This is a genomic window from Variovorax sp. HJSM1_2 (assembly GCF_049316285.1).
Taxonomy (GTDB): Bacteria; Pseudomonadota; Gammaproteobacteria; order Burkholderiales; family Burkholderiaceae_C; genus Rhodoferax_B.
On sequence record NZ_JBMOXA010000006.1, the window covers coordinates 168,942 to 180,649 of the forward strand.

The following is an 11,708-nucleotide window of genomic DNA, read 5'->3' on the forward strand; positions in this document are numbered from 1 at the left end:
CTTCCGCATGCCGCAAACGGAATCCGCAGCCACCTTGAGCAGCCTTGCGCCACCGTCCGACATCAGCAAGCCATATGGTTTAACAAGAATCGTCTGTTTATTGGTCACGCTGCTGGGCCTGGCCGTTCTTTACGGCTGGGCCTTTGGGCTGCCGCTGTTGCGCAGCGTGATTCCCGGTGCGGTAGAGATGAAGGCCAATACGGCGCTGGGCCTGGTGGCCAGCGCTGCGGCACTGGCACTCATGACACTGCGCCGCAGCGCGAACCGCGAAGGCCGGGCCGCCGCCCAGCGCAGCCCCTTGGCGGCAGTGCTGTCGGCTGCGGTTGCCATACTCGGTTTGCTCACATTGGCGGAGTACGCCTTTGACTGGAACCCGGGCCTGGATGAATGGCTTTTCAAAGATAGCGCAGCGGCCTTCAATACCGCGCGCGGCCGCATGTCACCCTACAGTGCTGTCGCGTTTGTCTTGCTCGGCAGCGCGCTCATGGCACTCCCCTACCGTGGTCTGTCTCTGCTGGGGCGCGGTGCATCGGCGGTGTCGGTCGCCATAGGCTTGGTGTCCTTCCTGGGCTATCTGTGGAACATCAGTGAAATCGTCACCGACCGCATGATTCCGCCAGTGGCCGTGCACACCGCCTTGTGCTTCATCCTGCTGGGCAGCGTCATTTACCTCTGGAGCCGGGGCGCGCGCACGAACGCCCATACACGCACGCGCAGCCGGCTCGAAAACCTGGTGTTGGGTGGTTTCATTCCGGCCGCGCTGTTCGTGCTGGTCGGCGGCGGACTGACCTTCCGTGCGAACGAAAACTTTGCCGAAACCGCGCAGCTCGTCGCCCACACGCAAGAGGTCCGCGCTGAACTGAGCCGCGTCTACAGCGCCCTGGCCGCAGCCGAACTGGCGCGGCGCAATCAGATGCTGACCAATGACAGTCAGTTTGCTGAAGATTTTCATAGCGGCGCGAAAGCCGCACGCGAACACCTGGACACTTTGGCGGGCTTGATCAAAGACAACCCCGCGCAGCTGCAGCAACACCGGCAACTGGCGGATTTGACAGAACGTCGACTCAAAGCGCTGGACACGGTGGCCCAGGTCTTCCTGCATGAAGGCGGTCCTGCCGCGCAGCGCGCGCTGCGTACGGAAGCCAGCGAACGCCTGATGGCGAAAACGCAGGACGTCATCGAGCAGATGGACCAGGCCGAAGAGACTCTGTTGAACCTGCGCTTGCAGCGCGCGCAATCACAGCGGCATTGGATGCTGGGCGTGCTGATTGCCACGCTGGCACTGTTGTCTGGGGTTTTCATACGGCTGTTCCGCAATATTCGCCAGGAAGTGCTGGCGCGTGGCGAGGCCGAGGACCGTTTGCAGCGGCTGAACGCTGAGCTCGAAGACCGCGTGCTCGCACGTACGGCCGAGCTGGAGGTGCAGCAGTCGTTCCTGCGCCGCGTGATCGACCTGAACCGCAACCGCATCTTCGCCAAGGATTTCAGCGGCCGCTTTGTCTTGGCCAACGCGGCCATGGCCGAGGCGTATGGGCTCAAGGTCGAAGAAATCGTTGGCCGCACCGAATCCGAATTCAACCCCGACAAAGAACTGGTGCGCCAGTTCCAGGAAACCGACCAGCAGGTGATCGCCAGCGGCGAGGAACTGGTGATCGCCGAGCAGCGCGTGCGCAACGCCGAGGGAGAAACACGCTGGGTCTCCACCGTCAAACGCCCCATCCTGGCGCTAGACGGCAAATCCACCATTCTGCTCGGCGTCTCGACCGACATCACCGAGCGCAAGGCCGCAACCGACGAACTGCGCAGCATGGCGCTGACCTTGGAGCGGCGCGTGCAGGAACGCACGCTGGAACTCAGGGAAAGCAATGCCGCGCTGGAGCAGGCGCGGCTCGAATCCGACGCGGCCAGCCGCGCCAAATCGGCCTTTCTGGCAAACATGAGCCATGAAATCCGCACCCCCATGAACGCCATCATCGGGCTGACCCATTTGATGACGCGCGAGACCCGCGACGCGATGCAGCGCGACCGGCTCGACAAGGTCAGCAACGCCGCCCAGCACCTGCTGCAGATCATCAACGACATCCTCGACATCTCCAAGATCGAGGCCGGCAAACTCACCTTGGACGACAGGGAGTTCTCGCTCGATGAATTGTTGAGCGACGCAACCGAACTGGTGGCTGCGCAGGGCCGCGACAAGGGTCTGGAAATGATCCTAGACCAGGACCATCTGCCGCACCGAGTGCGCGGCGACCCGACGCGGCTGTCGCAGATCCTGATCAACCTGCTGGCCAACGCCGTCAAGTTCACCGAGCGCGGATGGGTGCGCCTGCGGGGGGAACTGCTCGCAGAAGAAGGACAACGCGTGCAACTGCGCTTTGAGGTGCAGGACACCGGGCCGGGTATTGACGAGGAACGCCAGCGCCTGCTGTTCAACGCCTTCGAGCAAGGCGACAACTCTTCTTCACGGCGCCATGGCGGCACCGGCCTGGGGCTGGCCTTGTCACGCCAGTTGGCGCGCTCCATGGGCGGCGACGCCGGTGTGCAAAGCGTGGTGGGCTCAGGCAGCATGTTCTGGTTCACCGTCACGCTCACGCGCGTGGCACAGGCGCAGAACTACGCGCCGGCGCCTGTCAGTCTGGCCGGGCTGCGCGCGCTGCTGGTCGACGATCTGCCAGAAGCCCAGGCCGTGATCGGGGATCGCCTGCGCCAGATGGGGCTCAAGGTCGATGCCTGCGGCAGCGGCGCCGAGGCCGTGCAACGCGTGTTGTCCGAACTGGCGGCAGGCCGCGCCTACGACGTGTTCCTGATCGACTGGCGCATGGAGCCCATGGACGGCATCGAGACCTTGAAGCTTCTGCGCGAGCGCGTGGGAGATGGTATGCCTCCGAGCATTCTGATCACGGCATTCGACCAGGATGCACTGGTGCGCCGGGCGCGCGAGGCAAGGTTTGACGCCGTGATGCTCAAGCCCATAGAAGCCTCGGCACTGCTGGACCAGCTCATGCTGCTGCTACGCAAGCAACCCCTGGCCGAACTGGCGCCGGCTTCCCAAGCCTCCAGCACCGAGCTCACACTGCAGCAACGGCATACCGGCCAGCGCATCCTGCTGGCCGAAGACAACCCGGTAAACCGCGAACTCGCACAGGATCTGCTGCAGATGGCCGGCTTGGTGGTCGAGACCGCAGAAGATGGCCAGCAGGCCGTCGAAATGGCGCTCTCCAGACCCTACGATGTGGTGCTGATGGACGTGCAGATGCCGTTGATGGACGGCATGGAGGCCACACGCGCCATCCGCAGCAGTCTGGGCCAAGCGGACCAGGTGTTACCCATCATCGCCATGACGGCGAATGCCTTCCTCGACGACCGCCAAGCCTGCCTGGATGCAGGCATGAACGACCACGTCGCCAAGCCAGTGAACCCTGAGCTGCTGTACGCGACCCTGCTGCGCTGGTTGCCGCCGCGGGACGGCGCACCGGCCGATGGCGCGATTAGATGACGGCGGTACCGCAGCGCGATGCCCGGAGAGAGGCCTGGACCGACCAGGCCGCCACGCTTACACGCATGGCCGCAAGAAAAAGATGGCGGCCTTTGGCGCTCCACGCGCGGGAGGCGGTCCGGGTGTAATAGCATTGGGTTTGCCCAATTCATGCTCAACCACCATTTCAGTCCATGAACAAATCAATAGACGTGGCCGCCCTTGGCGAAGCCATGCTTGAATTCAACCAAACCCACCCGGGTCAGCCGCAGTATCTGCAAGGCTTTGGAGGAGACACCAGCAACGCGGCCATAGCCGCCGCCCGCGCCGGCGCCAAATCGGCCTACCTCACACGTGTTGGTGCCGACACCTTTGGCCGCGCCCTGCTCGACCTGTGGGCCGGTGAAGACGTGGACACGCGCGCCGTCACCAGCGACAACACGCACCCCACCGGCATCTACTTCGTCACCCACGGCCCTCAGGGCCACGAGTTCAGCTACCTGCGTGCCGGCTCGGCCGCGAGTGTGATGACGCCGCAATGGCTGGACGGCACGGTTGCAGAGACCATTGCCCAGGCCCGCGTGCTGCACCTCTCCGGCATCTCCCTGGCGATCTCGCCCAGCGCTTGCGACACTTCGTTTGCCGCCATGCGCCTGGCCAAGGCCGCAGGCACGCTGGTGTCGTTCGACTCCAATCTGCGCCTCAAACTCTGGCCGCTGGACCGTGCCCGCGCCTGTATCGCCCAAGCCGTAGCGCTGTGCGATGTGTTTTTGCCCAGCCTGGACGACATGGTCACGCTGTGCGACCTGGGTCACCTCAGCGTCCAAGCCCTGCCCGATGCCGTGGCCGACTGGGGCCACGCCCAGGGCGCGCCCATCGTGGTGCTCAAGCTCGGCGCCGACGGTGTGCTGATCAGCCAAGGCCTGGGTGCCGACAACCGGCGCGAACGCATTCCCGGCCACAAGGTCCAGCTGGTCGACGCCACGGGCGCGGGCGACTGCTTCTGCGGCAACCTGCTGGCGCAGCTGGCCAAGGGTGTGGACGTGGTGCAAGCCGCGCGTTACGCCAACGCTGCCGCCGCGATCGCCGTGCAAGGCTTTGGCGCCGTGGCGCCGCTGCCACGCCCGGCCCAGGTGGAGGCCATGTTGTGAGCCAGCACGAGAACCACCACGCCACCTCTGTGATCGCCGTCGACTGGGGCACCTCATCGCTGCGCGGCGCGCGACTCGACGCCCAAGGCCGGGCCCTCGAAGAACGTGCTTTTGCACGCGGCATCATGACCGTGCCGCCTAGCGAATTCGCCTCGGTTTTTGAAGCCCTGTTCGGCGACTGGATGAGCACCGAAGGCACACTCTGCCTGATCTCCGGCATGGCCGGCAGCCGCCAGGGCTGGGTGGAAGCGCCCTACTGCGCCTGCCCCGCCGGGTTTGACGAACTGGCCGGCCAACTGGCCTGGCTGCCCCAGGGGGCGTTAAACCCCAAGGGCCACCGCATCGCCATCGTGCCCGGCATGAGCAGCGAAGAAGCCGGCGTGCCGGATGTGATGCGCGGCGAAGAGGTACAGATCTTCGGCGCCATGCAGCTCAGCGGCTGGCAAAACGGCTTGTTTGTGCTGCCCGGCACGCACAGCAAATGGGCCGTGGTGCAGGACGGCCGCATCACCAGCTTCAAGTCCTTCATGACCGGCGAGGTGTTCGCGGCGCTGAGCCAACACACCATACTGGCCAAAACCATCGCCACCGATGCGCCGTTTGACGAAGCCGCCTTCGCGCGCGGCGTGGCCAATGCACAGGGCCCGGCAGGCTTGCTGCACCACGCCTTCAGCGCGCGCACCCTGTCCTTGTTTGGCCGCATGCAGGCCGGACCGCTGGCCAGTTATTTGTCGGGCCTGGTGATAGGTGAAGAACTGCGCGCCCAGACCATAGGCCCGGTGGCCGAGGTGGTGCTCGTGGGCTCGCCCGGTCTCAACCAACGCTACAGCCTGGCGCTGCATGAACTCGGCCTGCGCTGCCAGACCTTTGGGTCCGAGGCCACCTGGCGCGGACTCGCCGCCCTGGCCGCCAAGGTCAACGCTTAACTGAACAGGATCTCCAGCATGTCCCCCCTAGAAAAATTCTCCACCCAGTTTGCGCGCATGCCCTTGGTGGCCATTCTGCGCGGCTTGACACCAGCCGAGGCACCGGACGTAGGTGCGGCGCTCACCGGCGCCGGTTTTGGCCTGCTCGAAGTGCCACTGAACTCGCCCGACCCCTTGACGAGTATTGCGCTGCTGGCCAAACAGCACCCCGAGGCGCTGGTTGGCGCCGGCACCGTGCTCACGCCAGCCCAGGTGCGCGACGTTCATGCCGCCGGCGGTCAACTCATAGTCTCGCCAAACTTCAATGCCGAAGTGGTGCGCGAAGCCGCCCGCCTGGGGCTGGTGTGCCTGCCAGGCATCGTCACCCCCAGCGAAGCCTTTGGTGCGCTGGATGCGGGTGCCACCGGGCTCAAACTGTTCCCGGCCGAGCTGGCCTCGCCGGCTGCGCTGAAGGCCATGCTGGCGGTATTGCCCAAGGGCACCTTGATGCTGCCCGTGGGCGGCATCACGCCGGGCAATATGGCCACCTGGCGCGCCGCTGGTGCGCATGGATTTGGCATAGGATCGGCGCTTTACAAACCCGGAAAATCTGCCACCGCCGTGCGTGAATCCGCATCCGAATTCATAGCAGCTTACGCAGGCTCTATAAGCACTTGAGCATGAAATCATTAGTCAACACCAAAATCAATCTCGACCTCGGCGGTAAAACCGTCATCGTCACCGGCGCGGCCCAGGGCATAGGCGCGGCCTGCGCCGAACGTTTTGCGCGCGAAGGTGCCAAGGTGGTGTTGGCCGATGTGCTGGACGAACCCGGCCAGGCACTCGCCAGCCAACTCGGCGGCCTGTATGTGCGCTGCGATGTGGGCGACAAGTCGCAGGTCGACGGCCTGGTGGCGCAAGCCGTGGCCACCTATGGCGGCATCGACGTGTTGGTGAACAACGCCGGCATCTTTCGCGCAGCCGACTTTCTGGAGGTGAGCGAAGCCGACTTTGATGCCGTGATCCGCGTCAACATCAAGGGCTCGTTCCTGGTGGGCCAGGCGGTGGCACGTGTCATGGCCGAGAGCCGTACCCAGGGCAGCATCATCAACATGAGTTCGGTCAACGGCGTGCTGGCGATACCCAACATCGCCAGCTACAACGTCAGCAAAGGCGGCGTGAACCAGCTCACGCGCGTGATGGCCCTGGCCCTGGCCGACAAAGGCATACGTGTGAACGCCGTGGCGCCCGGCACGATTGCCACCGAACTGGCCGCCAAGGCGGTGCTGACCAGTGCAGACGCGAAGAACCGCATCCTCAGCCGCACCCCCATGAAGCGCCTGGGCGAGCCCAGCGAAATCGCCGACGTGGTGGCCTGGCTGGCCAGCGATGCCGCCAGCTACGTCACCGGCGAAATCGTCACCGTGGACGGTGGCCGCATGACACTGAACTACACGGTTCCGGTTTGATGCAAGGCGTGACCGTGCGCCAGGCGCGCCTGGCGGACCTGGACAACATTGCCCCGCTGTTCGACGCCTACCGCCAGTTCTACCAGCAGCCAGCCGACCTGGCGCTGGCCACGGCCTTCATAGCCGAACGCATGCGCGCCGGCGAATCCACCGTGCTGCTGGCCGAAGACAGCAAGGGCCAAGCCCTGGGCTTTTGCCAGCTGTACCCGAGCTTCTGCTCGGTGGCGGCCGCGCCCATCCATGTTTTGTACGACCTGTTTGTCGCCAAACCAGCACGCAGCAGCGGCACAGGCCGCGCCCTGATGCAGGCCGCGCAAGACTTTGCCGAGGCCGCAGGCTCGGCCCGCATGGACCTCACCACCGCCCGCACCAACAGCCGCGCGCAGGCGCTATATGAAAGCTGCGGCTGGCAGCGCGATGAGATTTTCCTGACCTACAACTGGACCCCACCGGCTGCCTGAGCTCCTGGGCTGCGACATGATTTCAGCCCTGCCAACAACAGGAATGTGGTCTCTGAAAATGCTTTCGGGACACTTTCAGATTTTGATATTCCCAATTGCTTGGTATTTCCGAATGATGGCTGTCGGCCAAGACCAGACCTTCGCTACTCATACACGTCTAAGACACCTCAAGCAATGAAGCTCTTCACGAACTCATTTTCAGTAAACCTTGACCCTCTTCGCGCTGTCGATGATGAGGATTGGGTGCGTATACATGTCACGACGAAGGCAGATGTTTTCACTGGAAACTTCGATGCTTGGCTGCAGCTCAACGACTTGGTTCGTTTTAAGACTGAGCTTGAACATATGGATGCCAATATTGGCAAGTCGAATTCCGCACAGTTGGTGAGTCATGAACCTGGAGTCGATGTAACGCTGAGCATGCAACCCCTTGGGCAAATTGAAGGGTCATACGTCTTCGAAAATGAAAGCACTGGCAATGGGTCAACAAAGCTGTCTGGCTCGTTCGAGCTTGACCAAAGCTATTTGCCCGCCCTTAAGAGCAGTGTTGAATCTTTGATACTTGAGTTAGGTGGCGCTAGCTCCTAGCGACCTGAAGCGGCCTGTCGACTAACTAACTCCCGCTAGCTTACATGTGGCTCAATCGCCTATCAGCGTCAAAGCACATAGCGAGCTCACCTTCATATTTTGTCGAAAATAGGATCAGCCTGGGCACTCCGGTTTGAAATAGTCGGTCTGGGGATTGCTGGGGCAATGATGGGATGCGCGCCATTAATTAATTTTTACTCGGATTTGACAGATGAAGTTACAGAAGTTTTTAAAATTCTCAGCATTTCTTGTGATCCTCGCAATCTCGCAAGGATGCTCTACGAACTCTGACGGGTCGTATACCTTTGGAGCGAAGGGGAGCCCCGGATGGACCAGTGACGCTCCAAAGAAGGATGTTGAGGCCTATTACGACTCCCTAACTTTGGCCGAAATTTGTGGCCAATGGCGAAGTCGTGCCTTTCAGGGTAGGCAGGCGGATGGAATCCGCAACGAAATACAGCTTTCACTGACTCGTCGTAACTTGAATCCTTCTTTGTGCGAGGAAAAGTGTAAGGAAGCCGTTTCTGGCTCCATTTGTCGACCAAAGTGGTATCCGGGTGACAAGTAAGAATATCGAACGGTATCAAGTTGATCGCTAAAAACGCAAATCGCGCTATGGGTTGGAGCTTGCTAACTATTGGCTGTGGTCATAAATCTAAAGAGAAATATTCACAAATGATCCCTGGAAAAACTTTTACGATCTTATTGGCCCTTTCATCGATTGCTGGTTGTGCGACCGTGCCTCCTGGCGGCTTTGTCTTCGATACCCCTCTTCAACCTCAACAAGCTGGTGCAATTTTGAGTCAATGTTTCACAAGCAAGCCACCAGTACTAAATGGTGTAGGCAATGGGATTGGAGCCGCTTACTCTTATGACAAGTCGTTAGACATGGCCAAACTCGAAATTTTTAATATTCAGTTTGGAGAGCGGACTGGGACGGGATCGTTTTGGGGTGGTTTACTCAATCACGATGTTGTAGTTTTTCCGAGTGGTAGCGGAGGTCGTGTTGAGGTGCAAGGTCAAGCGGGGGTTGCGCCTATGTCGAATACATTTAAATTGGTACAAAAACTGTTATCAGGTGAAGTGAAGTGCCCGACGTGAATTCTTCTACGTAGATCGCGGTTAGCCGAAGGCCGGGTGCGCCCAGGAGCGGTCTGTCACGGATGCCGCTTAGTTCGCCTAAAAGCAGACCTCTATGATTCCAGAAATTTATTTCAGTGGCTTTTAGAGTACAGGGATGAACGTCGTATGTTGAAGAGTTTGGTATTCATCCTCGCGACCGCTCTGTGGTTACCCGGCGTTTTAGCTAGTGAATGGCGTTGGTTAAGGGTCGAAGCGGGAGTCCCGCATCCTGTTATTTCCCAAGGGCATGCGGTCACCGTTGTGGAGCAATCGTCTCAGTTAACGCTGAAGCTCTCGGACCAAGACAAAGTGCTCAACGATTTCATGTTGCATACCCGAAGGTCCGGGAGAAACGTCAGGGCAGAATTTGAGCCCCCAAATGCTGAAAGAGGCGTGCTGAGACTTTCGGGTATTCGGCATGAGAATCCACTTGGCTCTGGTGAGGTTTGGGAGCAGATGACATTCGCTGATGTAACGACCGGAAGCTTTCTGGTCGTGTCCCGTATTCGAAAGGTGAACTAATGCTGGCTAAGCGTTGGATTACTTTGAACTCAATTAAGAAGCTCCTCTATTCGGCCAATAGCGGACGTTTAGGATGATGCAATGAGGTTTGGTCTATGGGCAGTCATTTCGGTGCTTGCCGTCAGCAGCTACGCGCAGCCCGCTCCCAAAGTTGAGGAATCGGCAAATGCTGCGGGAAAGCTTGGTTATGCAAACGTCGCGGAGGCTCTGCAATCGCTGAAAAGCAAGCCCGGCAGTACGGTCACCGTGACACAGCCCGATGGCTGGACAATTGTTAGTGAAGCTTCTCCTGTCTTTGCCGTCTGGTCCTTTACGCCTCAGGACCATCCGGCTCATCCTGCAGTCGTCCGTAGAGCTATTCGACAAGACACCACGGGCAACGTCTCAGTCGAAATGGTCGCGCTCTGTCAGGCAGAGAAAGAGCCTTGTGACCAGCTCATTCGGGACTTCCAACGGCTAAGTGAGCAAATGCAAGAGAGCATTCGAGGTCGAACTCGGTAGGTTCTGTTTTCTTGCCATGTGCAGCTTCGGCCCCGTGCCTGCCATTGCCAGTGCGGCAGAATACGGCCAAAAACCGACATTCAGATATGCAGATCACCGTCGTCAACGCCTATTTGCCTCGACTGGATCAAGCAGGGATTTCGCGGTTCATTGAGCGCGACATAGACGATTGGCGACGTTCGGTCCCTGAGTTGCAAGCCAAAGGCTTCTTTCGTGACCTCACATCTGAAGACGTCGATCTGCGTTGTGAGGAGATGCGGGAAGATCTTGACGCAGACCTCCAGCAGGCCGCGCTTTTTGAGCTTCAGATCACCGGCAACCGCGGGACGCTGGAGCCATCTGACATCGGCAACCCCGTAACCGGCCTGCAGGGTTGGGAGCCGGCATTTCTGTCTGCGGATGGGGCGGAAGTAGTGCACGAGGGTTATCAGGTACCTCCGACGTTGGGAGACTTCCGCCTGGTCTTCTGGATTCATGACTGGGCGGATTCAGCATTCCTGTTTAGTCCTTGGGGCAATCTCATATTGCCGACGTTTCAGCCCGTACCTGAACGTCTCTGGCGCCTTGCTCCATATTCCCCGCTGGACTGATTGGCGATGTCTGCTGTGGGCCCATAGCGCTCTATCACCTTGCAATATGGGTCGGCCATTTGCAGTTCGTTCAGTTAAAGTCCCGTGCCGCAAGTCAAGCACGACCCATGTCGAACACTTTGCCTCTCAAGGATCATCGGTTCCCCGTTGCCTAGTTTGAAAATCGCGAACGGGAACTTTGGGACGTGATGGAGACCGTTGTGGCTTTGAAAGCTGCGGCTTATTGAATCACAAGGAAAACAAAATGCTCTTAACTGATATCGCCGTCGAGCACACGCTGGCGTCCAAAACGGGAGGGCCTCGCGAGACGTTTTTTCTGCATCCCTTTACGAACACCCAACGCGATTCTCTTGGCAAATTCGAGATCGTACGTAGCATCCGCAAGCCAGGGGTCAAAGAGGTGAAATGCTCAACATTCGTGTCGTTTCAGCATTTGGCGGAGCTATACGCAAAAGGTGTACTCGACGAATTCGGGCTGTCCGTTCGTATGTGTGCTGCTGGTGGCAAGTACCCCACGACGAATCCCACAAAAAAGATACTCCCAACCAGTATCAAACCCGGCTCACCGTTTGACCTGGCGGTTCAGGGCATCGATGTTTCAAAACCAGCTAGCCGCGAATTAAAAACAGCTTTGCTGCGCACTAACATCAAGCTTTAAGGGCAGCTATGAATCAATCTCTTGCCCATATGGAAATCATCGCCACTTTCAAGCGGGCGGAGGCAGATGCCGCTCACAAGTCCGGGCTGATCAAGGCTGCTGCGAAAAAAGGGCCCAAGGCCATCCAAGCCGCCGTTGACGCAGCGGCAAAGGCGGCAAAACGCCGGGATACATACGCCAAGAAGCTGGAAGCCTTGGGTGTGAGTCTCAAGGATTGAGCAGCCATCCGCCTATTGCCGGGAGCAGTCGCTCGTCGGAACGGTCGG

12 protein-coding genes are annotated in these 11,708 nt (G+C 59.9%); all 12 read left to right on the forward strand.

The features are described 5' to 3' along the window. The first annotated feature begins 7 nt into the window (after positions 1 to 7). The 12 genes from ACFQ95_RS08885 (at position 8) to ACFQ95_RS08940 (ending at position 11,660) form a co-directional block, all read left to right on the forward strand. A complete protein-coding gene (locus tag ACFQ95_RS08885; protein ID WP_422830488.1) occupies positions 8 to 3,496 on the forward strand; it encodes a response regulator in 3,489 nt (1,162 codons plus the stop codon). Positions 3,497 to 3,669: 173 nt separating this feature from the next. After that, a complete protein-coding gene (locus ACFQ95_RS08890; protein WP_422830489.1) occupies positions 3,670 to 4,626 on the forward strand; it encodes a sugar kinase in 957 nt (318 codons plus the stop codon). After that, positions 4,623 to 5,552 (forward strand): 2-dehydro-3-deoxygalactonokinase, encoded by a 930-nt coding sequence (locus tag ACFQ95_RS08895; protein ID WP_422830490.1) that lies wholly within the window; start codon positions 4,623 to 4,625, stop codon positions 5,550 to 5,552. Before ACFQ95_RS08890 ends, ACFQ95_RS08895 begins: the two co-directional genes overlap by 4 nt. A gap of 18 nt (positions 5,553 to 5,570) precedes the next feature. Continuing rightward, positions 5,571 to 6,209, forward strand: coding sequence for a 2-dehydro-3-deoxy-6-phosphogalactonate aldolase (locus tag ACFQ95_RS08900; protein WP_422830491.1), 639 nt, complete (start codon positions 5,571 to 5,573; stop codon positions 6,207 to 6,209). Between the two features lie 2 nt (positions 6,210 to 6,211). Next, positions 6,212 to 7,000, forward strand: coding sequence for an SDR family NAD(P)-dependent oxidoreductase (locus ACFQ95_RS08905; protein ID WP_422830492.1), 789 nt, complete (start codon positions 6,212 to 6,214; stop codon positions 6,998 to 7,000). Continuing rightward, a complete protein-coding gene (locus ACFQ95_RS08910; protein ID WP_422830493.1) occupies positions 7,000 to 7,461 on the forward strand; it encodes a GNAT family N-acetyltransferase in 462 nt (153 codons plus the stop codon). Before ACFQ95_RS08905 ends, ACFQ95_RS08910 begins: the two co-directional genes overlap by 1 nt. A 174-nt stretch (positions 7,462 to 7,635) precedes the next feature. Then, on the forward strand, positions 7,636 to 8,049 hold the full coding sequence (locus ACFQ95_RS08915; RefSeq protein ID WP_422830494.1) for a WapI family immunity protein: 414 nt from the start codon (positions 7,636 to 7,638) through the stop codon (positions 8,047 to 8,049). A gap of 588 nt (positions 8,050 to 8,637) precedes the next feature. Continuing rightward, a complete protein-coding gene (locus tag ACFQ95_RS08920) occupies positions 8,638 to 9,150 on the forward strand; it encodes a hypothetical protein (RefSeq protein WP_422830495.1) in 513 nt (170 codons plus the stop codon). A 147-nt stretch (positions 9,151 to 9,297) separates the two neighbouring features. Continuing rightward, a complete protein-coding gene (locus ACFQ95_RS08925; protein WP_422830496.1) occupies positions 9,298 to 9,693 on the forward strand; it encodes a hypothetical protein in 396 nt (131 codons plus the stop codon). A 587-nt stretch (positions 9,694 to 10,280) separates the two neighbouring features. Further along, positions 10,281 to 10,784, forward strand: a complete 504-nt coding sequence (locus ACFQ95_RS08930) for a hypothetical protein (protein WP_422830497.1) — start codon at positions 10,281 to 10,283, stop codon at positions 10,782 to 10,784. 244 nt (positions 10,785 to 11,028) lie between these two features. Continuing rightward, a complete protein-coding gene (locus ACFQ95_RS08935; RefSeq protein WP_422830498.1) occupies positions 11,029 to 11,442 on the forward strand; it encodes a hypothetical protein in 414 nt (137 codons plus the stop codon). An 8-nt stretch (positions 11,443 to 11,450) separates the two neighbouring features. Continuing rightward, on the forward strand, positions 11,451 to 11,660 hold the full coding sequence (locus ACFQ95_RS08940; RefSeq protein ID WP_422830499.1) for a hypothetical protein: 210 nt from the start codon (positions 11,451 to 11,453) through the stop codon (positions 11,658 to 11,660). Positions 11,661 to 11,708: the final 48 nt, after the last annotated feature.

Bases quoted from the DNA above. Each gene is read 5' to 3' on its own strand.
- ACFQ95_RS08885 (WP_422830488.1), top strand. From the start codon at position 8: ATGCCGCAAACGGAATCCGCAGCCACCTTGAGCAGCCTTGCGCCACCG.
- ACFQ95_RS08890 (WP_422830489.1), top strand. From the start codon at position 3,670: ATGAACAAATCAATAGACGTGGCCGCCCTTGGCGAAGCCATGCTTGAA.
- ACFQ95_RS08900 (WP_422830491.1), top strand. From the start codon at position 5,571: ATGTCCCCCCTAGAAAAATTCTCCACCCAGTTTGCGCGCATGCCCTTG.
- ACFQ95_RS08905 (WP_422830492.1), top strand. From the start codon at position 6,212: ATGAAATCATTAGTCAACACCAAAATCAATCTCGACCTCGGCGGTAAA.
- ACFQ95_RS08910 (WP_422830493.1), top strand. From the start codon at position 7,000: ATGCAAGGCGTGACCGTGCGCCAGGCGCGCCTGGCGGACCTGGACAAC.
- ACFQ95_RS08915 (WP_422830494.1), top strand. From the start codon at position 7,636: ATGAAGCTCTTCACGAACTCATTTTCAGTAAACCTTGACCCTCTTCGC.
- ACFQ95_RS08925 (WP_422830496.1), top strand. From the start codon at position 9,298: ATGTTGAAGAGTTTGGTATTCATCCTCGCGACCGCTCTGTGGTTACCC.
- ACFQ95_RS08930 (WP_422830497.1), top strand. From the start codon at position 10,281: ATGCAGATCACCGTCGTCAACGCCTATTTGCCTCGACTGGATCAAGCA.
- ACFQ95_RS08935 (WP_422830498.1), top strand. From the start codon at position 11,029: ATGCTCTTAACTGATATCGCCGTCGAGCACACGCTGGCGTCCAAAACG.
- ACFQ95_RS08940 (WP_422830499.1), top strand. From the start codon at position 11,451: ATGAATCAATCTCTTGCCCATATGGAAATCATCGCCACTTTCAAGCGG.